Consider the following 24,434-nt stretch of genomic DNA (forward strand, 5'->3'; position numbering starts at 1 on the left):
GAGCAGGAATGAACACCCGGCACCATTGGGAACAGGTCTATCAACACAAGGCAGCAGACGCGGTCAGCTGGTTTCGCCCGCATCTGGAGCGATCCCTGTCGCTGATCGAAAAAGCGGCCCCCGGCCGTGCCATGTCCGTCATTGACGTCGGCGGCGGCGAGTCGACGCTGGTCGATGATCTGCTGGCGGCGGGCTACCGCGACGTCAGCGTGCTCGATATTTCGCAGGCGGCCATTGATGCCACCCGGCAACGGCTCGGCCCCGCCGGCCAGGCGGTGACGTGGTGGGTCGGTGACGTCACCCAGGTGGCCCTCCCCGCAGCACGCTACGACGTGTGGCACGACAGGGCGGTTTTCCACTTCCTGACCGACGCCGGGCAACGCGATGCCTATGTGCGGCAGGTCATGCGGGCCGTCAAGCCGGGCGGCCATGTCATCGTCGCCACCTTTGGGCCGGAGGGGCCGGCCCAGTGCAGCGGTCTTGACGTGGTCCGCTATGACGCGCAGGGGCTGCACGGGGAATTTGGCGCAGCTTTCCAGCTCGTCGAAAGCGCCACTGAAGTCCATGAAACCCCATCCGGGACAACGCAGCAGTTCATCTATTGCTACTGCGTCAAGGCGCCTGGGTGATGCAGGACCGCCGCCTGCATCCACTCGCAACCCACAGCAACGCAGTCGCCGTCAGGCCGCCGGCCCCGCACGCACCGGGTAGCCCGCCTCGCGCCAGCTTTTCATGCCGCCGTCAAGCGCAACCACGCGCTGAAAGCCCATGGTGCGCAGCGTGGCCGCGGCCAGCGTCGAGACACGGCCGAACTCGCAGCAGGTGACGATGCGGGTCGTCGGGTCCGGCAGCTCGCTGTCGACGCGCAGCTCCAGTTGGCCGCGCGGCAGCAGCCGCGCGCCGGGAATGTGCCCGGCCTCGTAGGCGTCGCGCTCGCGCACATCGAGGACGATCAGATCGGCCGACGGCGCCTCGACACGGTTTCGCAATTCGGCCATGGACATGAAGGGCACGCAAGCGGCGGCCTCGGCCAGCATCTGCGCCACGGTCTTGCCACCGCTCATGTTGGTGCGCAGGGCTTCCGTGAGGTGGATGGGCATGGACAGGTCGAGACTCTTCATCATCTCCACGAACGCCGCCCGGTCCGTTCGCTGCAGGCGCGGATTGGTAGCGATTTCATCGCCGATGGTCGAGTGGCTGCGGCCCTTGTAGTCGTGGGCCGGGTACACCAGCAGCGCCGGGTCGAGCTTCAGGAGCCGCCCGAACAGGCTGTCGTACAGCGCTTCGGGATCGCCGGTAGGAAGGTCGGTGCGCCCGGTGCCACCGATGAGCAGCGTGTCGCCGGTGAAGACCCGGTCGCCCGAGACCAGGCACATCGAGTCCACGGTGTGCCCGGGCGTGTACAGCACCTGCAGCCGCAACTTGCCGAGCACGATCATCTCGCCGTCATCGACGCGCAGGTCCACGCCGGGCGCCGGGCTGGCCCGGTGCATGACGGTCATCGCGCCGAGGCGGTCGGCCAGCTGGCGCGCGGCCGAGAAGTGATCGGCATGCGTGTGCGTATCGATCACGAAGTGGATGCGCAGCGCGTCGCGCGACGCCAGCGCCAGGTAACGGTCGACCTGGCTGACCTCGGGATCGATCAGCGCTCCGGCGCAGGTGTCAGCACAACCCAGCAGGTAGGACTGGCAGCCTCCGACGGCGACCTGCTCGAAGATCATGACGGTTGCTTGACGATGCGCAGGTAGGGTTTGGGCGCCTTCCAGCCCTGCGGGAACAACGCCTTCGCATCGTCGTCGGACACCGAGCCGGCGATGATCACGTCGTCGCCCTGCTTCCAGTTCACCGGCGTGGCCACCTTGTGTTTGGCCGTCATCTGCATCGAGTCGAGCACGCGCAGGATCTCGTCGAAGTTGCGGCCGGTGGTCATCGGGTAGGTCATCATCAGCTTGATCTTCTTGTCGGGGCCAATGACAAAAACCGAGCGGACGGTGGCGTTCGTGGCCGCGGTGCGGCCCTCGGCGGTGCCGGGCTCGTCCGCCGGCAGCATGTTGTAGAGCTTGGCGACCGCCAGGTCGGTGTCGCCGATCATCGGGTATTTCGGCCGATGGCCCTGGGTCTCTTCGATGTCGCTGGCCCAGCGCGTGTGGTTGTCCACCGGATCCACCGACAGGCCAATCAGCTTGCAGTTGCGGCGCGTGAACTCGGGCTCAATCTTCGCCATGTAACCGAGTTCCGTCGTGCAGACGGGCGTGAAGTCCTTCGGGTGCGAGAACAGGATCGCCCATCCGTCCCCTATCCATTCGTGAAAGCGGATCTTGCCCTGAGTGGTCTCGGCCGTGAAGTCGGGGGCGGTGTCGTTGATGCGCAAAGACATGACTACTCCTTCAGCGCCTGTTGGTCGGCGGCGACTCGCCCGGCGCTCTGGCGCAGAGCCACCTTGAAATGCTTTGGAAGAACTTGAAATAGTAGCAGCTAGCCCGCCGCAGGTCGAGCGCGCGATGACGGCTGGACGGCCACGGAGAAAACGGCCAGTCCTTTCATCCGCGCCAGGGCCGCGGCCGCTTGCTGCACTGCGAGCCGCCCTTCCTGTTGCCGGACCAGATCCAGTAGAGCCGAGCCCGAATGCCGGCCCCGGTGGGGGTGCCAGACATCGATCGGCGTTCCGCATGGCTTCCGTGCTGATCCGAAAACCCGTATCGATAGATCACGAAATACGATTGGATGAGGATCGCTAGCCTTCGTATGCTTCGTCACCACGTCAAACACAGTGGCACTGGAGACAAGCATGGCAGTTGAAAAGGCCCGTATCGGGTTCATAGGCCTGGGCATCATGGGCACGGCGATGACCCTGCGCCTGCTCGAACAGGGCTGGCCGGTCACGGTCTGGAACCTCGAGCCCGAGCGGGTGCCGCCCCTGGTGGCGGCCGGCGCCGTGAGCGCGCCTTCACCGGCGGCCGTCACCGAGGCCAGCGACATCGTGATCCTGTGCGTGCTGCATACCGAGGCGGTGCGCAGCTGTGTTTTCGGGGCGCAGGGCATTGCCCAGACGGCGGCGGCCGGCAAGACCCTGATCGACCATTCCACCATCGACCCCGCGGCAACGCGCACCATGGCGCGGCAACTGCAGGGCGAGACCGGCATGCGCTGGGTCGATGCTCCCGTGAGCGGTGGCCCGCTGCAATCGCGTGCCGGCACGCTGACGGTGATGGCCGGCGGCGAAGCCAGCGACATCGAGTCCATCCGCGCCGTGATGGCCGACCTCGCCGCCAACTTCACCCACATCGGCCCGAGCGGCGCGGGCCAGACCGCCAAGATGATCAACCAGCTGATTGTCGGCAGCGGTTATGTGGTGCTGGCCGAGGCCCTGACCCTGGCTGAAGCGGCCGGCATCAATGCGCAGGTGCTGCCGCAGTGCCTGGCCGGCGGCCATGCCGACAGCAGCCTCCTGAAGCAGCTCTACCCGCAGATGCAGGCGCGCGCGTTTGAGCCGCCGCGCAGTTATGCCCGGCAACTGCTGAAGGACCTGAAGGCCGTGAAGGAGTACGCGCACGCGCTCCAGCTCAGCCTGCCCATGCTCGAGGCCGCTACACGGCGCTACACCGACTATGTCGAGCAGGGCAACGGCATGAAGGACACGGCCTCCATCGTCAACTCGTACCGGCCCGCGGCCTGAACCTGCCGGCGACAACATGACTTACAAATTCGACTTCTCCGCCGTGCTGGCCCAGTGGCCGCTGTTTCTGCACGGCGCCTGGCTGACGATCCAGCTCGCGGTGATCGCCACGCTGCTGGGTTTCCTGATCGGCACGCTGTGTGCCTTCGGCCGCGGCAGCCGCAACGGCTGGATCGCGCAGGCCTGCAGCCTCTACGTGGAGACCATCCGCAACACCCCCCTGCTGGTGCAGATCTTCATCGTCTACTTCGGGCTGTCCAGCCTGGGCTTCAAGGTGCCGGCCTACGTGGCGGCGATTGCGGCGCTGGTCATCAACATCGGCGCCTACACCACCGAGATCATGCGCGCCGGCATCGACTCCATCCACAAGGGGCAGCTCGAGGCCGCCGAGTGCCTGGCGCTGTCGAAGCTGCAGGTCTACTGGCATGTGGTCCTGCGTCCCGCCATGGAGCGCGTCTACCCGGCGCTGACCAGCCAGTTCGTGCTGCTGATGCTGGCCTCGTCCATCACTTCGCAAATCTCCGCGGAGGAACTGACGGCGATTGCCAACCGCGTCCAGTCCGACACCTACCGCTCCTTCGAGACCTACATCGTGGTGGCCGTGTTCTACCTGATGCTGTCGCTGCTGATGCGCCTCGGTTTCTGGGCCATCGGCCAGGCCGTTTTCACGCGCCGCCGCCGGCTCGGCACCCCCCTGTAAACGCGGGATCAGGCCATGAACAACGAATTCAACCTCAACCATCTCTACTTCCTGGCGCAGGGCGCGGGCTGGACCGTCATCCTGTCGCTGATGGCCTTCGCCGGCGGTGGCCTGCTGGGCTTTGGCGTCGCGCTGGCACGCATTTCGCGCAGCCGCACGCTGCGCTGGCTGGCGCTCGGGTATGTGCAGCTGGTGCAGGGCACGCCGCTGCTGATCCTGATGTTCCTGTCGTATTTCGGCCTGAGCATCATGGGCCTGAGCCTGCCCGCGATCGTGGCCGCCGGGCTGTCGATGACCATCTACGTCAGCGCCTATATCGGCGAGATCTGGCGCGGCTGCATCGAGGCGGTTCCCAAAACCCAGTGGGAAGCCGCCGAATGCCTGGCGTTGACCCGCACCCAGCGGCTGTTCATGGTGATCCTGCCGCAGGCGCTGCGCATCGCCACGCCACCCACCGTGGGCTTCATGGTGCAGATCGTCAAAAACACCTCGCTCGCCTCCGTCGTCGGCTTCGTCGAGCTGGCGCGCGCCGGCCAGATCATCAACAACTCGTTGTTCGAGCCCTTCGTGGTCTACATGCTGGTCGCCGGCTTGTACTTTTTGCTGTGTTTCCCGCTGTCCTGGTGGGCCCGGAAACTCGAAAACAGATTGCTCGCTGGCCGCAAGCCCGAGCCGGAACTGAAGAAAGGAATCGGCAATGTCCAATATTGTGAATCTTGAAAACGTGCACAAGAGCTTCGGCAGCCTGAACGTGCTCAAGGGGGTGTCGTTCCAGGTGAAAAAAGGCCAGGTGGTGGCCATCATTGGCCGCAGCGGCTCGGGCAAGAGCACGGCGCTGCGCTGCATCAACCGGCTGGAAGCCATCGACAGCGGCCTGATCGAAGTTTGCGGCCACCGGGTGAGCGACCCGGCCATCGACCTGCGCGGCCTGCGCCGCGACGTCGGCATCGTGTTCCAGAGCTACAACCTGTTTCCGCATCTCACGGTGGAGGAGAACATCACGCTGGCGCCGCGCGCCGCCAAGGGCAAGAGCCGGGCCGAGGCGCTGGAACTCGCCCGGACGGTGCTGCGCCAGGTCGGCCTGGCGGACAAGGCGCAGGCCTACCCCGAGCAGCTGTCGGGCGGCCAGCAACAGCGCGTGGCGATCGCCCGCTCGCTGGCGATGGAGCCGCAGGTCATGCTGTTCGACGAGGTCACCTCGGCGCTCGACCCGCAGCTGACCGGCGAAGTGCTCAAGGTCATCGAGGAGCTGGCCGCCGGCGGCATGACCATGGTGCTGGTGACCCATGAAATGGCGTTCGCCCGCAAGGTGGCCGACGTCGTGATCTTCATGCATGAAGGCCGGATCTGGGAAACCGGAACCGGCGACATGCTGCTCAACCCGCAGACCGCCGAACTGCAGCAATTTGTCGACAACGGCTTGTAACCCCAAAGGAAACCTCACCATGAAACTGATCTCCATCCTCTCCCGCAGCACTGTCGTGGCCGCCCTGGCGCTGGCCGGCCTGGCCGCCCAGGCCGACACGCTGGACAGCATCCGCGCGGCCAAGAAGATCCGCATCTCGGTCGACCTCGCGGTACCGCCCTCGGGCATGACCGACGGCAACATGAAACCCACCGGCTCCGACTATGACGTGGCGGTGCTGCTGGCCAAGGACCTCGGCGTCGCCCTGGAAGTGGTGCCCACCGTCGGCGCTACGCGCATTCCCAACCTGCAGACCGGCAAGGCCGACATCATCGTCTCCACCCTGGCCTGGACGGCCGATCGCGCCAAGGTGATCGACTACTCGGTGCCCTATGCCCCGCAGATCTCGCTGGTGGGCGGCATCAAGGGCATCCAGGTCAAGAGCATGGCGGACCTCGCCGGCAAGAGCGTGGCGGTGAACCGCAGCACCACGCAGGACAGCGACATCACGCAGAACGCCAAGGGCGCCACCGTGGTGCGGTATGACGACGATGCCGGCGTGATAACTGCCGTCGTCACCGGCCAGGCCGACCTGGTGGGCACCTCGAACGCGCTGTTCCAGACGATGATGCAGAAGGCGCCGAACCGGCAGCTGGAGCCCAAGTTCATCCTGCGTACCAACGACCTCGGAATCGGCGTGCGCAAGGACGACACACGCATGCTGGCCTGGGTGAACGACTGGGTGCGGGCCAACCACAAGAACGGCAAGCTGGGCGAGATCTTCAAGAAGTACCACGGCGCGGAGATCCCGGCCGAGGCGCTCGAGAAGTGGCTGAAGTAAGGCTTGCCTGATGGCCGCGTTGCGCCTGTTGCAGTTCCTGCGCGCCGACGGCGAGCGCGCCGTCGGCCTGGTCGAAGCGCCCGATACCGTGCGGGTGCTGGCCGGCTGCGACAGCACGTATGCGCTGGTCCAGCAGGCGCTGGCAGAAAAGACGCTGCTGGCGCGGCTGGCCAAAAAGCGGGTTTCGGGCGAGCGGGTCGATTACGACGGGCTGGTGGAGCGGCAGGCCGTGCTGGTGCCGTTCGACCACCCGGACCCGGCCCACATGCTGGTCAGCAGCTCGGGCCTGACACACCTGGGCAGCGAACGCACACGCGACCACCTGCGGCGCGCGCTGCACGCCGGCCAGACCTCGCTCAGCGATTCATTGCGTCTGTTCAAGCTGGGCCTGGAAGGCGGGCGTCCCGATGGCAATGGCCCGCCGGGCGTCGCCCCCGAATGGCACTTCAAGGGCAGTGGCCATTCGGTGGTCCATCCCTACCAGGATTTTCCGGTTGCGGCCTTCGCCGAAGACGCGAGCGAAGAGCCCGAACTGGCCGGCCTGTACCTGATCGGTGCCGACCGCACGCCGCGCCGCGTCGGTTTTGCCCTCGCCAACGAGCTGTCCGACCATGTCACCGAGCGCAGCAACAGCGGCTTGGTGTCGCACGCCAAGCTGGGCGGCAGCTCTTTCGGCCCGGAGCTGTTGCTCAACGAACTGCCGCCGAGCATCACCGGCCTGTCGCGCATTGTGCGCAAGGGTCGCTCGCGTTGGGAAAAACCCTTTTTCACCGGGGAGGACAACATGTCGCACTCCATCGGCAACATCGAGTTCCACCATTTCAAGTACGACCAGTTCCTGGTGCCGGGCGACGTACACGTGCACTACTTCGGCACCGCCACGCTGTCGTTCGCCGAAGGCATCAAGGTCGACAGTGCCTGCCGCTTCGAAATCTCCGCACCACCGTTCGGCCGGGCGCTGGTCAACGGCATCCGGCGCGTCGAGAACGCTTTTCGCTACGGCAGCATGAAAGCTGCCTGACCTTCAGGACCTGCCATGACCGAACCGCTGGGGTTTCCCATCATCGATGCCCACCACCATTTCTGGGACCCCGTCCTGAACTACTACCCGTGGTTGTGCGACAGCGACCGTCCGCCGCATCGCTATGGCGATCATCAGTCGATCGCCCGCCCCTACCTAACGGCTGACTACCTCAGGGATACGGCGGCGTTCAGGCTGGCCGGCAGTGTCTACATCGAGGCCGATTGGGATCCGCGCGACCCCATCGGCGAGATGCGCTACATCGCGGGCCTGCGCCAGCAAAGCGGTTGGCCCACGGTGGCGGTCGGCAAAGCCTGGCTGGACCAGCCCGATGCGCAGCAGACGCTGGAGCAACTGGCCGCCTTCGGGTTTGTGCGCGGCATTCGCCACAAGCCGCGCGCCAACGAATCGCCAGCCGACACGGCAGCGGGTGGCATGGCCGACCCCGCGTGGCGGCACAACTATGGCCTGCTGGCGCGCCACGGCCTGCATTTCGAGCTGCAAACACCCTTTTGGCATTTGCACGAGGCCGCAGCCCTGGCGCGGGACTTTCCGGACACCCCCCTCATCATCAACCACACGGGCATGCCTTCGGATCGAAGCAGCGAAGGGCTCGCAGCCTGGCGAGAGGCCATGCGGTGCGTGGCGCAGTGCCCGAACGTTTTTGTCAAACTCAGCGGCATTGGTCTGGCCGGGCGGCGCTGGTCGGTGGAGGCCAACCGCCCGGTGGTCCGCGACACCATCGAGATCTTTGGTGCTGACCGCTGCATGTTCGGCAGCAACTTTCCGGTGGACAGCCTGTGCGCCTCGTTCGAGGACATCTTCCGCGGCTTCGCGGCGATCGTCGCCGACCTCGCGCCGCACGAGCAGCGCCAGCTGTTCCACGACAACGCGCTGCGCCTCTACGACATGCGCCGCTGAACCGGCCGCGCAGACTCCTAGATTCCCAGCAGGTTGCGCCGTACGCGCAGCAGGTGGTCGCGGGTTCGCGCGGTGGCGGTGGCCAGGTCGCGGTCCTGGAATGCCGCGACCAGTGCCCTGTGCTCGCGCTGGTACTCGGCACGGCGCTCCGGCGTGACGCTCTTGCGCTTGAGCATTCCCCACTCGCCTTGCTCGCGCGCCTCGCTCATGAGGCGGGACACGTTGGTGACGAAGGTGTTGTGGGCGGCTTCCGCGATGACCTCGTGCAGCATGCCGTCCCAGTGCTCGAATTCCTCCAGCGAGGCGGCGGCTTCGGCCTTGTCGCAGCACGCTTGCATGCGCGCGAAATCGGCCGACGTCGCGTTGCGGATCACCAACTCCACGATAGCCGGCTCCAGCGCCAGCCGGGCTTCCATCAATTCCGCCGGGCTGGTGGCCTGGGCGGGGCAGCCCTTCGCCATGCGGGCCAGCGCGCCGTTGACGCCATCGGTGACATAAGTCCCGCTGCCGACGGTCTGCGTGATGAGCTGCGCATCCTTCAGTTGCGCCAGCACGCGTCGCACCGTGGAACGGCCGATGCCGAACTGGTCGCACAGCTCGCGCTCGGTGGGAATGCGGTGCCCGGCCCGCCAGGTGCCGGACTTCAGGTTCTTGACGATGGTTTCCCGCAACTGGGCTGCACTGTCCATGAAAGGCTCCGGGTGGTTGGAAGGACTCTGGAAGGACACAGCCTCATCGTACCAAATCAAACCAATTGCGTGAATACACATCAGGTTTGGTCGGTTATTGAGTGGAATATCGAGTTGAACTAGAATCCAACCAAGTTAACCAAATCAACCCAATAAGTACCAATTGGTGCTTTCACTTTTACTGGAGATTTCATGAAGATCGGACGCGCCACCTGGGCCGGCAAGACCCGCCTTGCCTTGATCGACGAGCAGAAGCAGGAGGTCCTGTTCATCGAGGGCGGCCTCGCTTCCCATCCCAACCCCGTGCTTGCCGTGATCGAGCAGGGCCTGACGGCGAACGACCTGAAGTCCGCCGCCACCGACTGTGCGCCGCTGGCCGAAGTCAGGTTCCTGCCGCCGCTGTCGGCCTTCGTGCGCAACGTCATCGCGGTGGGCAAGAACTACCACGACCATGCGATGGAGTTCGACAAGAGCGGTTTCAACGCGACCAGCGGCGCTTCGGCCATTCCGGCGTTTCCGCAGATCTTCACCAAGGCGACCACGACGCTGGCCGGCCCCAACGACGCCATCCGTTTTGACAGCAAGCACACCTCGTCGGTCGACTACGAAGGCGAGATCGGCGTGGTCATCGGCGCGCCCTGCCGCAACGTCTCGAAGGCCGACGCCTTGAGCAAGGTGTTCGGCTTCGTCGCGCTGAACGACGTCACCGCCCGCGACCTGCAGAAGAACCATGCGCAGTGGTTCCTGGGCAAGTCGCTCGACGGCTTCTGCCCGCTCGGCCCGTGGATCGCCACGCAGGACGACGCGCCGATCGATTCGCTGCGCGTGCAGACCTGGGTCAACGGCGAACTGCGCCAGGACGCGCATATTTCGCAGCTGATCTTCGACGTGGCGACCCTGGTCGAGACCCTGTCGCGCGCCATGACGCTGCAGCCCGGCGACATCATCGCCACCGGCACGCCCGTCGGTGTCGGCATCGGCTTCACGCCCCCCAAATTCCTTCGCCATGGCGACCAGGTCCGCGTCGCCGTGACCGGCCTGGGTGAACTCAACAACCGTGTGGAGACCCTGTAAATGATCGACCGTCGTAACGTACTTCAATTCCTGGCCTCTTCGGCTGTGCCGGGCCTGCTGTCTGCCCCCGCGTGGGCGCAGCATGGATTCCCCGCCCACCCCCTGACCATGACGGTCCCGTTCCCGCCTGGCGGCGTGGCCGACACCGTGGGTCGCCCCGTGGCTGAGGCGATGGGCCGTGCGCTCAATCAATCCGTGATCGTGGAAAACCGCGGTGGCGCCGGTGGCGGCATCGGCATGGGCCAGGTCGCCAAGGCCAAGGCCGATGGCTACACCATGCTCATGTCGCTGTCGTCGGTCGTCGTGCTGCCCGAAGCCGACAAGGTGCTCAAGCGCACGCCGATGTACACGCTGGACCAGCTGAAGCCGATCGCGCGCTTCACCGCCGACCCCACCGTGCTGATCGTGAAGGCCGACAGCCCGTGGAAGACCTACAAGGACTTCATCGCCGCCGTCAAGGCCAAGCCCGGTGCGATCACCTTCGGCTCGTCCGGCAACTACGGCACCATGCACGTGCCGATGGAGCAGCTCAAGGCCGCGACCAACAGCTTCATGCTGCACGTGCCGTACACCGGCGCAGGTCCGGCGGTGTTGTCGGTTCTGATGGGGCAGGTCGATGCCATTGCGACCGGCCCATCCAGCGTGATGCAGCACATTCGTGCCGGCACGCTGCGTGCACTGGCGCATTGGGGCGAGACCAAGCTCGCGGCGCTGCCCGACGTGCCGAGCTTCAAGGAACTGGGCGTGCCGATCTCCTACTCGCAGTGGTCGGGCCTTTTCGTGCCCGCCGCCACACCCGAGCCCGTGGTGACGCGCCTGCGCCAGGCGGCGAAGTTCGCCGCCGAAGACCCGCGTGCGATCCAGTCGCTGGCCTCGGCGGGCAGCTATTTCCAGTACCAGGACAAGCCCGAGTTCGAGCACTTCGTGCAAGCCGACGCCCGCCAGATGACGGCGCTGGTGCAGCGCATCGGGCGCGTCGAGTAACGCGGCTAGCGCGCTAACGCGCGATCTGCCGTTCCAGCATGCTGTCGCGCAGGGCATGCAAAAAGCCCTTCACCGCGGGCGACAGGTCTTTTTTCTTGCGCGTGATGATGCCCAGGTTGGCCATGGGCATCGGCAGGTCCACCGGCAGGATCGCGACCATCCCATAGTTCGCATAGTGCTGCGCCACGTCCAGCGGCACGACCGAGATCATGTCGCTGGCCTCCAGCAGCGAGGTGGTGGCGAGGATGGACGAGGTCTCGACGATGTCGGGCGGCGCCGACAGGCTGGCGTGTTGCAGCGCCTGCTCGACGCGGCGCCGCATCGGGCTGCCCAGCGGATGCAGGATCCAGGTCTGCGCGACCAGGTCGGCCAGCGTCACCTTGGCGAGGCCAAACAGCGGATGGCCCGGCCGCGCCACCACGCTCATCGGCTCGCCCTCAAGCTGCTCGATCTCCAGGTCTTCGTCATAGAACTGGTCCGGCAGGCGTCCCAGCACCACGTCGAGGTCACCGCGCAGCAGGGCCGGCATCAGCAGGTCGCTGGTGTCCACCTGCAGGGAAACGCGCACCCGCGGATTGCCGGCCTTGAAGCGCGCCAGGCCCTGGGTGAGCAGGACCGGCGTGGCGCCCATGACGCTGCCAATGCGCACCAGCCCGGACGCGCCCGCGGCCAGGGCGGCCATCTCGTCGCCGGCGTGGGCGAAGTCGTGCAGCACGCCGCGGGCGTAGCGAATCATCACCTCGCCATACACCGTGGGCTCCATGCCGCGCGCATGGCGCTCGAACAGCACCACGCCCAGCCCTTCTTCAAGCTGCTGCAGCAGCGCCGTGGCGGCGGGCTGGGTGGTGTGGATGGCCGCCGCCGCGCGCCGCAGGTTGCGGTGCTCGTCGAGGGCGTCCAGCAGCATCACCTGCCGGCTCTTGATGCGCAGCCGGCGAAACAGGTTGGCCGGAGGGGCGGGAGGCGAGGGAGTGGCGGGGGTGGCAGCGGTGGCGGGAGTGCCGTTGGCATCGTCCATGAGTGATCCAAAAATGTGAATCGAAATATACCAAATAACGATTGGATGGGGATCGCCAATCCGCATAAGCTTCGCTATCTTTTCACTCCCTTTGAAAGACAGAAGTGCCGACCACCATCACCCACCTCTCGGTTCGCGACATCCGTTTCCCCACCTCGCGCTCGCTCGATGGCTCGGACGCCATGAACGCAGCGCCCGACTATTCCGCCACCTACGTCGTCCTGCACACCGATGCCCCCTCGGCGCTGGAAGGCCATGGGCTGACCTTCACGATTGGCCGCGGCAATGAAATCTGCGTGGCCGCCGTCAACTCGCTGGCTTCGTTCGTGGTGGGCCACACGCTCGAAGAGATCACGGGCAACATGGGCGCGTTCTGGCGCAACATCACCAGCGGCGACAGCCAGCTGCGCTGGCTGGGCCCGGACAAAGGCGTGATCCACCTGGCCACGGCCGCCATCGTCAATGCCGTCTGGGACCTGTGGGCCAAGTCCGAAGGCAAGCCGGTCTGGAAGCTGCTGGCCGACATGAGCCCCGAGGAGCTGGTGCGCTGCCTGGACTTCCGCTTTGTCACCGACGCGCTCACGCCCGAGGAGGCGCTGGCCATCCTGCGCCGCAACGCCGGCGGCAAGGCCGCACGAGAGCAGGAAATGCTGGCGCAGGGCTACCCCGGCTACACCACCTCGGCCGGCTGGCTGGGTTATTCCGAGGAAAAAATGCGCCGTCTGGCCCGCGAAGGCGTGGCCGAGGGCTGGACACACTTCAAGCAGAAGGTCGGCGGCAGTATCGAGGAAGACATGCGCCGCGCCGCCATCCTGCGCGAAGAGATCGGCTGGGACCGCAAGCTCATGATGGACGCCAACCAGGTGTGGGAAGTGGACGAGGCCGTCGTCAACATGCGCCGCCTGGCCGCCTTCGAACCCTGGTGGATCGAAGAGCCGACCAACCCGGACGACATCCTGGGGCATGCCACCATCCGCGAGCGCATTGCGCCCATCGGCATGGCGACCGGCGAGCATTGCCACAACCGGGTGATGTTCAAGCAGCTGCTGCAGGCCAAGGCCATTGACTTCTGCCAGGTTGACGCGGCCCGCCTCGGTGGCTTGAACGAGGTGCTGGTGGTGCTGCTGATGGCCGCCAAGTTCGGTGTGCCGGTGTGCCCGCACGCCGGTGGTGTGGGCCTGTGCGAGTACGTGCAGAACATCTCGCTGTTTGACTACATCGCGGTGTCCGCCTCGCTGGAAAACCGTGTGCTGGAATACGTGGATCACCTGCACGAGCATTTCCTCGACCCGGTGGTCATCCGCAAGGGCCGCTACATGCCGCCGCAGCGCCCGGGCTACAGCATCGAGATGCATGCCGCGACGCTCAAGGAATTCGAGTTTCCGAACGGCCCTGCCTGGTCCTGAAGGTCCTGAGCTTCACGTTCCTTCAAATCATCACGACATCCCTATTCCTGCCCACAAAGAGAGACAACCATGAAGACCATGAAAACATTTGCTTCCCGCATCCTGGCCGGCCTGCTGTGCACCCTGGCCCTGCCTGCCGCCGTGCTGGCCCAGGCCGCCTACCCGAACCGGCCGATTGAGCTGATCGTGCCCTACCCGGCCGGCGGCGGCACCGACGTGCTGGGCCGGGCCTTCGCGCTGGCGTCGGTCAAGCACCTGCCGCAGAACCTGATCGTGGTCAACAAGCCCGGCGCCAGCGGCGCGATTGGCTGGGCCGACGTCATCAATGGCAAGCCGGAGGGCTACAAGGTCGCCCTGCTGGCGACCGACCTGATGACCCAGCCCAACATGGGCCTGACCAAAATCACCTATGAGGATTTCATCCCCATCGCCCGCCTGAACTACGACCCGGCAGCGATCACGGTGCGCGCTGATGCACCGTGGAACACCGTCGAGGAATTCCTGGCGGCTGCGAAACAGGGCGACTTCCGCGTGGGCAACGGTGGCAACGGCTCGACCTGGCATCTTGCCGCCGCGGCCGTGGAAGACAAGACCGGGGTGAAGTTCAACCACATTCCGTTTGCCGGCGCGGCACCGGCCGCGCTGTCCCTGCTGGGCGGTCACATCGAGGCCATCACGGTGAGCGCGGCGGAAGTCTATGCCTACACCTCGACGGGCAAGCTGAAAACGCTGGCCGTGATGTCCGAGCAGCGCATCAAGGGCTTCGAAAAAGTGCCGACGCTCAAGGAACGCAACATCGACATTTCCATCGGCACCTGGCGCGGCCTGGCCGTGACCAAAGGCACGCCGCCCGAAGTTGTCAATGTGCTGCGCGCAGCGACCGCGAAGATCGTGACCGAACAAAGCCTGCGTGACGCGCTGGACCGCCAGAACATGGGTTATGCCTACGCGGACGGCGAAGCCTTTGGCGCGGTGATGGCTCGTGATCACGCCTTCTACAAAGGCCTGATCAACAAGCTCGGCCTGAAGCAGTAGGTCAAAGATCAAAGGTCAAAGGCATGAGCAAGCCCTCCCTTCTGGTCTGCCGGGCGATCGCGCCCGAGGTGATTGCCCGCCTTGAGCCGCACTTCGAGGTGCGGGCCAACCAGGCGGATGAGCCCTGGTCTCCCGCGCAGTTGATTGAAGCGCTGCAAGGCCGGCAGGCGCTCTTTGCCACCGGCAGCGAGCGCATCGATGCCGAGCTGCTGCAGGCCTGCCCGGACCTGCGCATCTGCGCCAACATGTCGGTGGGTTTCAACAACTTTGATGTCGAGGCCATGACCGCGCACGGCGTGGTCGGCACCAACGCGCCCGGTGTGCTGACTGACACCACGGCTGATTTCGGCTTCGCCCTGCTGCTGGCCGCGGCGCGGCGGGTGCCGGAAGGCGAGCGCTACCTGCGCGCCGGGCAGTGGAGCCGTTGGCAATACAACACGCTGGTCGGCTCCGACGTTCACGGCTCGACACTGGGCATCCTGGGCATGGGCCGCATCGGCCAGGCCCTGGCCCGCCGCGGCCACTTCGGCTTCGGCATGCAGGTGATTTACCACAACCGCTCCCGGCTCGGGGACAGCGTCGAGCGCGAAACCGGCGCCCGCTATGTCAGCAAGGACGAGTTGCTGCGCACTGCCGACCACCTGGTGCTGGTGCTGCCGTACTCCAAGGCTTTGCACCACGCCATCGGCGCGGCCGAGCTGGCGCTGATGAAACCGACCGCGACGCTGGTCAACATTGCACGCGGCGGCATCGTGGATGACGCGGCACTGGCCCAGGCGCTGCGCGACAAGCGCATCGCCGCTGCCGGCCTGGACGTGTATGAGGGCGAGCCGGCGGTTCACCCGGGCCTGCTCGAGGTGCCCAACGTCGTGCTGACGCCGCACATCGGCAGCGCGACCGGACCGACGCGCCTGGCCATGGCCAACCTGGCCGCAGACAACCTGATCGGTTTTTTCTGCGGTGACGGACCGACAAACCCTGTGAATCCGGAGGTGCTTAATGGAGTGGTTGCCTGAAGACAAGATGACCGGGACGCTGGTCGGCCGCGCCTGGATTCCGGGCCAGGGCGCGGGCCAGCCCGCCGGCCCGAGCGTCGTGGCCCTGCGCGAGGGTGGCGTCTTTGACCTGTCGCAGGCCGTGCCCACCATGAGCGGCCTGCTCGAGTCGGCCGACCCGGCCGCGCGGGTGCGCGCCACGCCGGGCCGCTACATCGGCAGCGCCGACAGCCTGTTCCAGAACAGCCAGCGGACAAACGTCGAGGCGCCTTACTTTTTGGCGCCCTGCGACCTGCAGGTCATCAAGGCGGCAGGGGTCACCTTTGCCTCCAGCCTGGTGGAACGCGTGATCGAAGAGCAGGCCAAGGGCGATGCCAGCCAGGCCGAGGTGATTCGTGGCCGGGTGCTGGAGCTGCTGGGCGGCTCGCTGGCCAGCATAGTGCCCGGTTCGGCCAAGGCGGAGCAGCTCAAGGAACTGCTGGTGCGGCAAGGGCTGTGGTCGCAATACCTCGAGGTCGGCATCGGCCCCGACGCCGAAGTGTTTACCAAGGGGCCGGTGTTGTCTGCCGTGGGCACCGGGGCCGAGATCGGCCTCCATCCCGGTTCGGCCTGGAACAATCCCGAGCCGGAAGTGGTGCTGGCCGTCAACAGCCGCGGCGAAGTCCAGGGCGCGACGCTGGGCAATGACGTCAACCTGCGCGACTTCGAGGGCCGCAGCGCCCTGCTGCTCGGCAAGGCCAAGGACAACAATGCCTCCTGCGCTATCGGCCCGTTCATCCGCCTGTTCGACGCCAGTTTTTCGCTCGACGACGTGCGGCGCTGCACCGTGAGCCTCGACGTGCAGGGCCCCGACGGCTTTGTGCTGCGCGGCGAGAGCTCGATGTCGCAGATCAGCCGCGACCCGCTGGACCTGGTGCGCCAGACCGTGGGCGCCCACCACCAGTACCCCGACGGCTTCATGCTCTTTCTGGGCACCATGTTCGCGCCCACGCAGGACCGCGGCGCGGCGGGCAGTGGTTTCACCCACCAGGTGGGCGACGTGGTCAGCATCTCCAGCCCCAAGCTCGGCCGCTTGGTCAACACCGTCAACCTGAGTGATCGCATCGCACCGTGGACCTTCGGGTTGCAGGCTTTTTTCACCAACCTGGTGGCGCGCGGCCTGCTGCCCAGCCGCTAAGCAAAGGAATTCATGAACCCACGCAAACCTCGTATCGCTATGGTGCTGGGCGACCCGGCCGGCATCGGGCCCGAGCTGGTCGCCCGGCTGCTGGTCGACCCGGCCACCGCGCAGTCGGCGGAGCTGCTGCTGATCGCCGACCGGGCCGAACTGGAGCGCGGCATGGCGGTGGCGGGTTGCCGCACGCCCTATGTGCAGGCGGCTTCGATGAACGAGGCCGACTTCTCGCACGGCAAACCGGTGCTGGTGGATTACCGCGGAGAGACTGAAGGCGAATTTGAACGCGGTGTATCCAGCGCCAAGGGCGGTCGCTACTGCCTGGACACGCTGTCCATGGCGCTGCACGCCACCTGGCATGGGCAGGCTGATGCCATCCTGTTCGCGCCACTGAACAAACACTCGCTGCACCAGGCCGGCATGCACACCAGCGACGAGTTGCACTGGTTCGTTGAGCAGCTCGGTTTCGACGGGCCGGTGTGCGAGTTCAATGTGCTCGATGGCCTGTGGACTTCGCGCGTCACCTCTCACATTGCGCACCGCGAGGTGGCGGACCAGATCACGCACGACGGCGTGACACGGGGCATTGAATTGATCCACCGTGAACTGCTGCGCAGCGGCATGGCCCACCCGCGCATCGCGGTCTGCGGCCTGAACCCGCACAACGGCGACAACGGCTCGTTCGGCCGGGAAGAGATCGACATCATCGGTCCGGCGGTGGAAGCGGCGCGGGCGCGCGGCATCCCGGTTGAAGGCCCGTTCGCGGCAGACACGATTTTCCTGAAAGTGCAGGGCGAGCAGCGCCAGTACGACGCCGTGGTCACCATGTACCACGACCAGGGCCAGATCGCCATGAAACTCATGGGCTTCTGGCGCGGCATCACCGTGCAGGGCGGCCTGCCGTTTCCCATCCTGACACCGGCGCATGGCACGGCGTTTGACATTGCGGGCCGGGGTGTCGCCAATCCAGGCGCGATGCTGCAGGCTTTTCAGCTGGCCTGCCGCATGGCCCTCGCCCGTCGTGAACAGGAAGCCCGCCATGCCCTCGCCTGAAAAAATTGCGCTGGTGACGGGCGCCGGCACCGGCATCGGCAAGCAGGTGGCGCTGGCACTCATGCAAAGCGGCTTTTCGGTGGTACTGGCCGGTCGGCGCCGGGAGCCGCTGGACAGGGTGGCGCAAGAAGGCGCAGCGAGCGGCGCAAAGTCGCTGGTGGTGACGGCAGACGTCAGCGATCCGGTCTCGGTCAAGGCGCTGTTCGCCTGTGCGCTCGAGGCCTTTGGCCGGCTGGACCTGCTGGTCAACAACGCCGGCATTTCGTCGCCGGCGGTGCCGCTCGAAGAGCTGAGCTACGAGGACTGGAACAAGGCCATCGGCATCAACCTGAGCGGCGTGTTTCTCTGCACGCAGGAAGCCTTTCGCATCATGAAGGCGCAGACCCCCGCTGGTGGCCGCATCATCAACAATGGCTCGATCGCCGCGACCAGCCCGCGCCCGCATGCCGCTGCTTATGCCGCCGCCAAACACGCGGTCAGCGGGCTGACCAAGGTCGCCTCGCTCGAAGGGTGCCGCTTCAACATCGCCTGCGGGCAGATCGACGTGGGCAATGCGGCCACCGACCGGACCGAACGCATGAAAACCGGCGTGCTGCAGGCCGACGGATCGCTGGCCGTGGAACCGACCATGGACGCCCGGCATGTCGGCAGCGCCGTCGCTTACATGGCCAGCCTACCGCTCGATGCCAACGTGCCCTTTCTGACCGTGATGGCGACCACCATGCCCTTTATCGGCCGCGGCTAATCCCATTTCTACTTCAATACGATATGTCGTTGCCACACCTTGGCCGTTACAGCACTGTCTGCGGTGGTGCGCCTAATCTCGCATCGAATTAGAAATGGAATAACACTTTCTGAAAAAAACATGACGCAACACAACAACCTCATCAATGGCCAATGGGTAGCCGGCAACAGCTACTCGCCCAACCTCAACCCCTCGAACCTGGCCGACGTGATCGGTCACTACACCCAGGGCGACGCCGCGCAGGTGGACGAAGCCGTGCAGGCGGCTCGCAGCGCCTTTGTCGCCTGGTCGGTGTCAGGCATCCAGGCCAGGGCCGATGCCCTGGACAAGATCGGCAACGAGATACTGGCGCGCAAGGAGGAGCTTGGCACCTTGTTGGCGCGTGAAGAAGGCAAGACCCGCGCCGAGGGCATGGGCGAAGCCGCACGCGCCGGCAACATCTTCAAATTTTTCGCCGGCGAATGCCTGCGCCTGGGCGGCGAAACCCTGCCGTCGGTGCGCCCCGGCATCGGCGTGGACATCACCCGCGAGCCCGTCGGCGTGGTCGGCCTGATCACGCCGTGGAACTTTCCGCTGGCCATCCCCGCCTGGAAAATCGCCCCGGCCCTGGCTCACGGCAATTGCGTGGTCTTCAAACCCGCCGACCTTGTGCCCGGCTGCGCCTGGGCACTGGCCGACATCATCAGCCGCTCGGGCGTTCCGGCCGGTGTGTTCAACCTCGTCATGGGCCGCGGCAGCGTCATCGGCGACGCGCTGGTGAATCACCCCGGCATCGACGCCATCAGTTTCACGGGCAGCCAGGGTGTCGGTGCCCGCATCGCGCAAGCCTGCGCCCAAAGCCTCAAGAAGGTGCAGCTCGAAATGGGCGGCAAGAACCCGCAAGTCGTGCTCGACGACGCCGACCTCCAGACCGCGGTCGAGCTGAGCGTGCAAAGCGCCTTCTTCTCCACCGGCCAGCGCTGCACCGCGTCCAGCCGGCTGATCGTCACCGAAGGCATTTACCCGAAGTTCATTGACGCCATGAAAAAGCGCATGGCCACGCTCAAGGTGGGTGATGCGCTGGAGGCCGGCATCGACATCGGCCCCGTGTCCAGCCAGAGCCAGCTCGAGCAGGACCTGAGTTATGTGGACATCGGCAAAGCCGAGGGCGCGCTGCTGGCGGCCGGCGGCCAACGCCTGAAGCTGGCCCTGGACGGCTTTTACATGGCACCGGCGCTGTTCAGCGAAAGCGTGGCCTCCATGCGCATCAACCGCGAAGAGATCTTCGGGCCGGTGGCCAGCGTCATCCAGGTCAGGGACTATGAAGAGGCGCTGGCAACAGCCAACGACACGCCGTTTGGCCTGTCCGCCGGCATTGCCACCACCAGCCTGAAATACGCGACGCACTTCAAGCGCCACAGCCAGGCCGGCATGGTGATGGTCAACCTGCCCACCGCCGGGGTCGACTACCACGTGCCCTTCGGCGGCCGCAAGGGTTCCAGCTACGGGCCGCGCGAGCAGGGCCGTTATGCGCAGGAGTTCTTCACCACGGTGAAGACGGCTTATACGCTGGCCTGAGCGGCGACAGGACGCTGCCTGTAGCAGCCACGCCATGCACGGCAAAGACGTTCTTGGCGAGATCGATTCCAACGGTGACAATAGGTAGCCATGGACTTTCCCTTTCGAGTGAGTGGATGAGTGGATGAGAGGATGAGAGGATGAGAGGATGAGAGGATGAGACTTTGTACTTCCCATCGTGGCACTGAGTTGCCGTTTGCCGCAACTGCGTGGCTAGCTCGGGACGGGAAAGGCCCCGTTCATTCGTCAGGCCCCTCATGAGCGCACCCGCTGAGTACCTTGCCGCAGTTCCCGTCCTCGCATCACTTGATATCGGGCGAAGTGCGGAGTTCTTCGCTGGCAAGCTGGGCTTCACGAAGGTTCATGTGGCTCAGGGCGTCTATGGCATCGTTGCCAACGGCCCGGTCCAGATTCACTTCTGGGCCTGCACAGAACCGCACATAGCGCAAGCCACGAGTTGCAGGGTACAAGTGCGATCGATCGAACGCCTTTACCACCAGTGCGAAGAACATGACATTGTTCACCCAAAGGCTCCGCTCGAGACCAAGCCATGGGGAAGCAAAGAGTTCGCTATCCTCGACCCTGACGGAAACCTGGTCACGTTCTATGAAAACACCGACGTCTAGCATGTCATATATGGACACGGACCCACAACGGCAGGAGGCCGCTTCGCGGCGTATGTTGTGGTCCGGTCATCTCCCGCATTGGACGCCATAGAGCCCGCCGCCTCCGGTACATTCTGTTCATGTTCGCAACGCTTGTCCTTGTTTCATGCATCGGCGCCGGAACTGTTGGGGGCGTGTTCTTTGCCTTCTCCTCGTTCATCATGAAGGCGCTTGCTCAGCTACCAGCGAGCCAAGGTGTCGCTGCCATGCAGCGAATCAACAAAGTCGTGCTCAATCCGGTCTTCCTGGGCGTGTTTGTGGGTTCAGCGCTCCTGGCGGGCGGTTTGTCCGTCGCAACGTTCTTCCCTTGGGCTGCACCACGGTCGCCACTGCTGCTTGCTGCGGGCATCCTCTACGTTGTGGGCTCCTTCTTCGTCACCATGAGGTTCAACGTCCCCATGAACGAACGGCTCGCCCGTCTCAACAGCGACTCATCGCAGGCCACGGAGTACTGGCCAGCCTATGTGCGCGAATGGTCAAGCTGGAATCACGTCCGAACCGTGGCGTCGCTGGCGTCGGCTGCGTGCAGCGCCGCCTCGTTGGCAGCCTGAATCGCTCTGCAGCGTGTCGCCAATGACGCCCAACGTTTGACATAAGGGGCGCACTTTAGCGCGTCCACTTAATGGATGGGTTAGGCCCTCGCACCTCGCCGTAGGAGCAGCCTTACACCTGTCTGCCGCCTTGTCCCATGCACAGCGATGCTACTGAGGCGCATATTGAAATTTTTCGATACGGTGAAGGAGTACGACATGCAGACTGCTAGCAGAGAACTGATGGATTTGGAGAACAGGTTCTGGCAATCGATGGTTGACGAAGACACCGATACTGCCCTCTCTATGCTTGACGAGCCCGCACTCATGGTTAGCTCACATGGCACCATGCAGTTTGACCATGCGGGTTACAGACGAATGGCCGAGCAGGGCAGCATGGTGATCAAGTCATTCGAGCTCAGCGACATGAATGTAGTGTTTCCCACTGAGGAAACGGCTGTTTTGACATATCACGTAAAGCAAGCGCTTGCGCAACGAGGTCAAACGCAGGAAGTGAAGCAAGAGATGGCGGATTCTTCCGTATGGACTCGAAAAGACGGTAGCTGGAGGTGCGTCATGCATACCGAAACACCCGTGGAAAGTGGAGGGTGATGCACATATTGATCCATCGCAGGGTGGTGTTAAGGAGCGAGCTATGGAAAGCAATGAACTTGTAGCAAAGGAACTGATGGGCTTGGAGCGGCAATACTGGAATGCGATCAAGAATAAGGACGCAAAAACAGCAACTTCCCTGAGCAGCGACCCTTGCGTGGTCGTGGGCGCGCAAGGCATAGGCGAGCTCGACAAAAGAGCGCTTGCGAAGATGCTGCAGACCGCAGGATATGAACTCAATGCATTTTCGTTCGAAGATGTGCACGTTCGCCATGTCAGGAAGGACGTCGTCGCCGTTGCCTATAAAGTCAAAGAGCAGCTGACGGTTGAGGGCAAACCGGTTGAACTGGAGGCATTCGACTCGAGCGTGTGGGTGAAGCGCAACGGCGAATGGGAATGCGTCGTTCATACGGAGTCTCTCGCCGGAGACCCGTTCGGCCGACACTAGAAGTATCCAGAGTCAGACTCGGGACCTAACGTTCCAGGTAAGGGGCGGCTCGCTTGCGGACGTCCCATGACGAGGGGTTAGGCGGTTTGAGTTTCACAACATGCCTTGGCCTTGACCGACAACTCGAAGGCATAAATATTGTCACCTTGTTGGCTTGTTACTGACACCTTGCCAGAGAAAGGAATTTCAGCATGAAACTGAACGCGCTAATGGTTCGCTACATCGTGAACGATGTCGACGAAGCAATTGCCTTCTACACCAATCATTTGGGGTTTCGCGTCTCTGCCCAATCGGGTCCATATTTCGCGATTCTCGCGCGGGAGAATTTGCAGCTCGTGTTGAGTCCACCTCGAGGACCAGGCGGGGGATCGCAACCGATGCCCGACGGCCGCCGCCCTGAGCCGGGTGGGTGGAATCGGATAATCGTACAAAGCAGCAACCTTGAGGGCGATGTGGAAGTCCTGAGAAAAGCCGGAGTTGAGTTCCGCAACGACATCGTCGCTGGCCCAGGCGGTCGGCAGATTCTGATTGAGGATCCGTCTGGCAATCTGGTGGAGCTCTTTGAGCCTGCGTCTAACTCTGCGAAGTAGCGTGAGTACGGAGGACTTTGGACTGTAGCCTAGCGTCCTTCGGAAGTAGCCACGAAGGAGGGCCTCTGGTGACGATGCGGAGCGGGACGGCGTTCGGTGATCGCGGAGTGTATTCGCGACGCCTGAAGTTTGACGTGAGCGGCACACAATAGCGCCGCTGACCTTGACGAAACGAACATTCGTGCCTCACCGTTGTGAGTCCATATACGAATGGTTAGACGCCTGCGAGTTGTGCGCTACAGAGGCCTTGACGGCTGCCTCGGCTGCTGCCCCGGACGGACAAGCGGCGCCACCTGCAAACTTACTGGCGATGCAACTCCGCGCTGAGGGCGGTAGTGGGCGGAAGCGCTTCACAACGAAAAGTTCTTGCCCACGCTTGCAGCCTTGCCTTCGGATCACGAGCGCCGCTCCCGCCATACCATCACTGCGAGACCCGCGGCCACTACAACGGCGACCCCGCTCGCCCAGAGCGGAATCGCTATTCCGTTGATCGTTATGTCCCAGCCCAGTAGAAGCCGAAGCAACTGCAGCACGGAGACCAGCGAAAAGACGACGACTGCGACAAGGGTGAAAGGCTTGTTCATTTTCCGTTCTCTCTGTGAATGTACGGACGAGACGCGCGGCGACGGGTTGAGAGGCGTCTAAGGTGATGTAGATCGTCGGATATTCTGGGAATCCAGTTTATCCGACTGGATAAGCTGGAACGACGGGTTGCAACTAACCCAGCCTAAGCCCTAATCGCTAATGAACGGTTGCTTGCCGTCATTTAAATTCAAGTTTGATTCGAAGCTCGAAAGCAGACAGCGGGCTACTACCGGTGCTGGCCGGCTGCAGCCTCAGCTCGTCTGCAACTAACGCCGCTTCCTGGCTATTTTGACAACGCGCTTTTCAGCAATCCCTAATGCAGCACGAGCGAGCGCATCAGCTTCGCTGTTGCGATGGCGCGGTATCCACACCAGGTCTGCCTGGGCGAACGAATGGAGCAATGCTCGCGCTTCATCAAACAAGGAGGCCAGCCGGGCTATCGGCTTTGCTGTGCCGCCGCCGACCTGTTCGACAACGACGCTGTTGTCGCAGTGTATGAGAAGTATGTCCGCACCACGCAATTTCAGTTCCCGAAGCGTTGCCAGCAGAGCCCTTAGCTCCGCTTCATTGTTGCAGCCGTTCTCATGCGCCGCTTGCGAAAGCGTGTGGCGCGTGCCATCAGGCTCGGTAAACACTGCGCCAAGGCCGATACGACCGGGGTTGGGCACGGCGCTGCCGTCACAGTAGACAACCCAGGGGTTCATGTGCAA

Annotated in this window: 28 protein-coding genes; 22 read left to right on the plus strand and 6 right to left on the minus strand. The window is 64.3% G+C overall.

Annotated elements, in window-relative coordinates; all coding sequences use genetic code 11:
* Positions 1-8 precede the first annotated feature (8 nt).
* Positions 9-629: a class I SAM-dependent methyltransferase gene (locus tag AC1DUR_RS02795; protein WP_477716659.1), complete on the plus strand. Its 621-nt coding sequence runs from the start codon at positions 9-11 to the stop codon at positions 627-629.
* A 51-nt stretch (positions 630-680) separates the two neighbouring features.
* On the opposite strand, the gene AC1DUR_RS02800 is transcribed toward AC1DUR_RS02795, so the two are convergent.
* Both AC1DUR_RS02800 and AC1DUR_RS02805 read right to left on the minus strand, forming a co-directional pair.
* Positions 681-1,721 carry an MBL fold metallo-hydrolase gene (locus AC1DUR_RS02800; protein WP_477721121.1) on the minus strand — a complete coding sequence of 347 codons (1,041 nt, stop codon included), beginning with the start codon at positions 1,719-1,721 and terminating at the stop codon, positions 681-683.
* Positions 1,718-2,377 carry a peroxiredoxin gene (locus AC1DUR_RS02805; RefSeq protein WP_477721122.1) on the minus strand — a complete coding sequence of 220 codons (660 nt, stop codon included), beginning with the start codon at positions 2,375-2,377 and terminating at the stop codon, positions 1,718-1,720. The genes AC1DUR_RS02800 and AC1DUR_RS02805 overlap by 4 nt, the downstream gene beginning before the upstream one ends.
* A 411-nt stretch (positions 2,378-2,788) precedes the next feature.
* Between AC1DUR_RS02805 and AC1DUR_RS02810 the strand changes: the two genes are divergently transcribed.
* Genes AC1DUR_RS02810 through AC1DUR_RS02840 form a run of 7 tightly spaced genes read left to right on the plus strand, consistent with a single transcriptional unit; the run spans position 2,789 to position 8,564 of the window.
* Entirely contained in the window at positions 2,789-3,676 is an 888-nt protein-coding gene (locus tag AC1DUR_RS02810; protein ID WP_477721123.1) for an NAD(P)-dependent oxidoreductase, read from the plus strand.
* A 16-nt stretch (positions 3,677-3,692) separates the two neighbouring features.
* The gene (locus AC1DUR_RS02815) at positions 3,693-4,376 is read left to right on the plus strand and encodes an amino acid ABC transporter permease (RefSeq protein ID WP_477721124.1); all 684 of its coding nucleotides are present in this window, start codon (positions 3,693-3,695) and stop codon (positions 4,374-4,376) included.
* Between the two features lie 15 nt (positions 4,377-4,391).
* A complete protein-coding gene (locus AC1DUR_RS02820; protein WP_477721125.1) occupies positions 4,392-5,096 on the plus strand; it encodes an amino acid ABC transporter permease in 705 nt (234 codons plus the stop codon).
* Positions 5,074-5,802: an amino acid ABC transporter ATP-binding protein gene (locus tag AC1DUR_RS02825; protein WP_477716653.1), complete on the plus strand. Its 729-nt coding sequence runs from the start codon at positions 5,074-5,076 to the stop codon at positions 5,800-5,802. The genes AC1DUR_RS02820 and AC1DUR_RS02825 overlap by 23 nt, the downstream gene beginning before the upstream one ends.
* A gap of 19 nt (positions 5,803-5,821) precedes the next feature.
* Positions 5,822-6,622, plus strand: coding sequence for a transporter substrate-binding domain-containing protein (locus AC1DUR_RS02830; RefSeq protein WP_477721126.1), 801 nt, complete (start codon positions 5,822-5,824; stop codon positions 6,620-6,622).
* 10 nt (positions 6,623-6,632) lie between these two features.
* The gene (gene araD1, locus AC1DUR_RS02835) at positions 6,633-7,643 is read left to right on the plus strand and encodes an AraD1 family protein (protein WP_477721127.1); all 1,011 of its coding nucleotides are present in this window, start codon (positions 6,633-6,635) and stop codon (positions 7,641-7,643) included.
* Positions 7,644-7,658: 15 nt separating this feature from the next.
* Positions 7,659-8,564, plus strand: a complete 906-nt coding sequence (locus AC1DUR_RS02840) for an amidohydrolase family protein (protein WP_477721128.1) — start codon at positions 7,659-7,661, stop codon at positions 8,562-8,564.
* 17 nt (positions 8,565-8,581) lie between these two features.
* Here AC1DUR_RS02840 and AC1DUR_RS02845 read toward each other — a convergent pair whose 3' ends face one another.
* Positions 8,582-9,253: a FadR/GntR family transcriptional regulator gene (locus AC1DUR_RS02845; protein WP_477721129.1), complete on the minus strand. Its 672-nt coding sequence runs from the start codon at positions 9,251-9,253 to the stop codon at positions 8,582-8,584.
* 192 nt (positions 9,254-9,445) lie between these two features.
* Here AC1DUR_RS02845 and AC1DUR_RS02850 point away from each other — a divergent pair, with 192 nt between their 5' ends.
* Complete coding sequence (locus tag AC1DUR_RS02850; protein WP_477721130.1) at positions 9,446-10,327, plus strand: fumarylacetoacetate hydrolase family protein; 882 nt, start codon at positions 9,446-9,448, stop codon at positions 10,325-10,327.
* A complete protein-coding gene (locus tag AC1DUR_RS02855; protein ID WP_477721131.1) occupies positions 10,328-11,311 on the plus strand; it encodes a Bug family tripartite tricarboxylate transporter substrate binding protein in 984 nt (327 codons plus the stop codon).
* A 13-nt stretch (positions 11,312-11,324) separates the two neighbouring features.
* Here the strand turns inward: AC1DUR_RS02855 and AC1DUR_RS02860 are convergent, their stop codons facing one another.
* On the minus strand, positions 11,325-12,329 hold the full coding sequence (locus tag AC1DUR_RS02860; RefSeq protein ID WP_477721132.1) for a LysR family transcriptional regulator: 1,005 nt from the start codon (positions 12,327-12,329) through the stop codon (positions 11,325-11,327).
* Positions 12,330-12,433: 104 nt separating this feature from the next.
* Between AC1DUR_RS02860 and AC1DUR_RS02865 the strand changes: the two genes are divergently transcribed.
* The 12 genes from AC1DUR_RS02865 (at position 12,434) to AC1DUR_RS02920 (ending at position 23,139) form a co-directional block, all read left to right on the plus strand.
* A complete protein-coding gene (locus AC1DUR_RS02865) occupies positions 12,434-13,735 on the plus strand; it encodes an L-fuconate dehydratase (protein WP_477721133.1) in 1,302 nt (433 codons plus the stop codon).
* Between the two features lie 78 nt (positions 13,736-13,813).
* Positions 13,814-14,770 carry a Bug family tripartite tricarboxylate transporter substrate binding protein gene (locus tag AC1DUR_RS02870; protein WP_477716743.1) on the plus strand — a complete coding sequence of 319 codons (957 nt, stop codon included), beginning with the start codon at positions 13,814-13,816 and terminating at the stop codon, positions 14,768-14,770.
* A gap of 23 nt (positions 14,771-14,793) precedes the next feature.
* Positions 14,794-15,786, plus strand: coding sequence for a 2-hydroxyacid dehydrogenase (locus AC1DUR_RS02875; RefSeq protein WP_477721134.1), 993 nt, complete (start codon positions 14,794-14,796; stop codon positions 15,784-15,786).
* Positions 15,770-16,942 carry a fumarylacetoacetate hydrolase family protein gene (locus AC1DUR_RS02880; protein ID WP_477721135.1) on the plus strand — a complete coding sequence of 391 codons (1,173 nt, stop codon included), beginning with the start codon at positions 15,770-15,772 and terminating at the stop codon, positions 16,940-16,942. Before AC1DUR_RS02875 ends, AC1DUR_RS02880 begins: the two co-directional genes overlap by 17 nt.
* Before the next feature lie 12 nt (positions 16,943-16,954).
* A complete protein-coding gene (locus AC1DUR_RS02885; protein WP_477721136.1) occupies positions 16,955-17,992 on the plus strand; it encodes a 4-hydroxythreonine-4-phosphate dehydrogenase PdxA in 1,038 nt (345 codons plus the stop codon).
* Complete coding sequence (locus AC1DUR_RS02890) at positions 17,979-18,737, plus strand: SDR family oxidoreductase (RefSeq protein WP_477721137.1); 759 nt, start codon at positions 17,979-17,981, stop codon at positions 18,735-18,737. The genes AC1DUR_RS02885 and AC1DUR_RS02890 overlap by 14 nt, the downstream gene beginning before the upstream one ends.
* 120 nt (positions 18,738-18,857) lie before the next feature.
* Positions 18,858-20,294: an aldehyde dehydrogenase family protein gene (locus AC1DUR_RS02895; protein ID WP_477721138.1), complete on the plus strand. Its 1,437-nt coding sequence runs from the start codon at positions 18,858-18,860 to the stop codon at positions 20,292-20,294.
* A 257-nt stretch (positions 20,295-20,551) separates the two neighbouring features.
* The gene (locus tag AC1DUR_RS02900; RefSeq protein ID WP_477721139.1) at positions 20,552-20,920 is read left to right on the plus strand and encodes a bleomycin resistance protein; all 369 of its coding nucleotides are present in this window, start codon (positions 20,552-20,554) and stop codon (positions 20,918-20,920) included.
* Positions 20,921-21,039: 119 nt separating this feature from the next.
* Positions 21,040-21,510: an anthrone oxygenase family protein gene (locus tag AC1DUR_RS02905; protein WP_477721140.1), complete on the plus strand. Its 471-nt coding sequence runs from the start codon at positions 21,040-21,042 to the stop codon at positions 21,508-21,510.
* Between the two features lie 198 nt (positions 21,511-21,708).
* The gene (locus AC1DUR_RS02910) at positions 21,709-22,101 is read left to right on the plus strand and encodes a nuclear transport factor 2 family protein (protein ID WP_477721141.1); all 393 of its coding nucleotides are present in this window, start codon (positions 21,709-21,711) and stop codon (positions 22,099-22,101) included.
* Positions 22,102-22,144: 43 nt separating this feature from the next.
* Positions 22,145-22,549, plus strand: coding sequence for a nuclear transport factor 2 family protein (locus AC1DUR_RS02915; protein ID WP_477721142.1), 405 nt, complete (start codon positions 22,145-22,147; stop codon positions 22,547-22,549).
* 191 nt (positions 22,550-22,740) lie between these two features.
* Complete coding sequence (locus AC1DUR_RS02920; RefSeq protein ID WP_477721143.1) at positions 22,741-23,139, plus strand: VOC family protein; 399 nt, start codon at positions 22,741-22,743, stop codon at positions 23,137-23,139.
* A gap of 395 nt (positions 23,140-23,534) precedes the next feature.
* On the opposite strand, the gene AC1DUR_RS02925 is transcribed toward AC1DUR_RS02920, so the two are convergent.
* Positions 23,535-23,723, minus strand: coding sequence for a hypothetical protein (locus tag AC1DUR_RS02925; protein ID WP_477721144.1), 189 nt, complete (start codon positions 23,721-23,723; stop codon positions 23,535-23,537).
* A 267-nt stretch (positions 23,724-23,990) separates the two neighbouring features.
* A complete protein-coding gene (locus tag AC1DUR_RS02930) occupies positions 23,991-24,428 on the minus strand; it encodes a ribonuclease HI family protein (RefSeq protein ID WP_477721145.1) in 438 nt (145 codons plus the stop codon).
* Between the last annotated feature and the right edge of the window lie 6 nt (positions 24,429-24,434).

This window comes from Polaromonas sp. P4_F4 (assembly GCF_056401355.1).

Bases quoted from the DNA above. Each gene is read 5' to 3' on its own strand.
- AC1DUR_RS02910 (WP_477721141.1), top strand. From the start codon at position 21,709: ATGCAGACTGCTAGCAGAGAACTGATGGATTTGGAGAACAGGTTCTGG.
- AC1DUR_RS02845 (WP_477721129.1), bottom strand. From the start codon at position 9,253: ATGGACAGTGCAGCCCAGTTGCGGGAAACCATCGTCAAGAACCTGAAG.
- AC1DUR_RS02805 (WP_477721122.1), bottom strand. From the start codon at position 2,377: ATGTCTTTGCGCATCAACGACACCGCCCCCGACTTCACGGCCGAGACC.
- AC1DUR_RS02920 (WP_477721143.1), top strand. From the start codon at position 22,741: ATGAAACTGAACGCGCTAATGGTTCGCTACATCGTGAACGATGTCGAC.
- AC1DUR_RS02830 (WP_477721126.1), top strand. From the start codon at position 5,822: ATGAAACTGATCTCCATCCTCTCCCGCAGCACTGTCGTGGCCGCCCTG.
- AC1DUR_RS02900 (WP_477721139.1), top strand. From the start codon at position 20,552: ATGAGCGCACCCGCTGAGTACCTTGCCGCAGTTCCCGTCCTCGCATCA.
- AC1DUR_RS02815 (WP_477721124.1), top strand. From the start codon at position 3,693: ATGACTTACAAATTCGACTTCTCCGCCGTGCTGGCCCAGTGGCCGCTG.
- AC1DUR_RS02915 (WP_477721142.1), top strand. From the start codon at position 22,145: ATGGAAAGCAATGAACTTGTAGCAAAGGAACTGATGGGCTTGGAGCGG.
- AC1DUR_RS02850 (WP_477721130.1), top strand. From the start codon at position 9,446: ATGAAGATCGGACGCGCCACCTGGGCCGGCAAGACCCGCCTTGCCTTG.
- araD1 (WP_477721127.1), top strand. From the start codon at position 6,633: ATGGCCGCGTTGCGCCTGTTGCAGTTCCTGCGCGCCGACGGCGAGCGC.
- AC1DUR_RS02930 (WP_477721145.1), bottom strand. From the start codon at position 24,428: ATGAACCCCTGGGTTGTCTACTGTGACGGCAGCGCCGTGCCCAACCCC.
- AC1DUR_RS02795 (WP_477716659.1), top strand. From the start codon at position 9: ATGAACACCCGGCACCATTGGGAACAGGTCTATCAACACAAGGCAGCA.
- AC1DUR_RS02885 (WP_477721136.1), top strand. From the start codon at position 16,955: ATGAACCCACGCAAACCTCGTATCGCTATGGTGCTGGGCGACCCGGCC.
- AC1DUR_RS02860 (WP_477721132.1), bottom strand. From the start codon at position 12,329: ATGGACGATGCCAACGGCACTCCCGCCACCGCTGCCACCCCCGCCACT.
- AC1DUR_RS02840 (WP_477721128.1), top strand. From the start codon at position 7,659: ATGACCGAACCGCTGGGGTTTCCCATCATCGATGCCCACCACCATTTC.
- AC1DUR_RS02870 (WP_477716743.1), top strand. From the start codon at position 13,814: ATGAAAACATTTGCTTCCCGCATCCTGGCCGGCCTGCTGTGCACCCTG.
- AC1DUR_RS02825 (WP_477716653.1), top strand. From the start codon at position 5,074: ATGTCCAATATTGTGAATCTTGAAAACGTGCACAAGAGCTTCGGCAGC.
- AC1DUR_RS02810 (WP_477721123.1), top strand. From the start codon at position 2,789: ATGGCAGTTGAAAAGGCCCGTATCGGGTTCATAGGCCTGGGCATCATG.
- AC1DUR_RS02895 (WP_477721138.1), top strand. From the start codon at position 18,858: ATGACGCAACACAACAACCTCATCAATGGCCAATGGGTAGCCGGCAAC.
- AC1DUR_RS02925 (WP_477721144.1), bottom strand. From the start codon at position 23,723: ATGAACAAGCCTTTCACCCTTGTCGCAGTCGTCGTCTTTTCGCTGGTC.
- AC1DUR_RS02875 (WP_477721134.1), top strand. From the start codon at position 14,794: ATGAGCAAGCCCTCCCTTCTGGTCTGCCGGGCGATCGCGCCCGAGGTG.
- AC1DUR_RS02820 (WP_477721125.1), top strand. From the start codon at position 4,392: ATGAACAACGAATTCAACCTCAACCATCTCTACTTCCTGGCGCAGGGC.
- AC1DUR_RS02905 (WP_477721140.1), top strand. From the start codon at position 21,040: ATGTTCGCAACGCTTGTCCTTGTTTCATGCATCGGCGCCGGAACTGTT.
- AC1DUR_RS02855 (WP_477721131.1), top strand. From the start codon at position 10,328: ATGATCGACCGTCGTAACGTACTTCAATTCCTGGCCTCTTCGGCTGTG.
- AC1DUR_RS02800 (WP_477721121.1), bottom strand. From the start codon at position 1,721: ATGATCTTCGAGCAGGTCGCCGTCGGAGGCTGCCAGTCCTACCTGCTG.
- AC1DUR_RS02890 (WP_477721137.1), top strand. From the start codon at position 17,979: ATGCCCTCGCCTGAAAAAATTGCGCTGGTGACGGGCGCCGGCACCGGC.
- AC1DUR_RS02880 (WP_477721135.1), top strand. From the start codon at position 15,770: ATGGAGTGGTTGCCTGAAGACAAGATGACCGGGACGCTGGTCGGCCGC.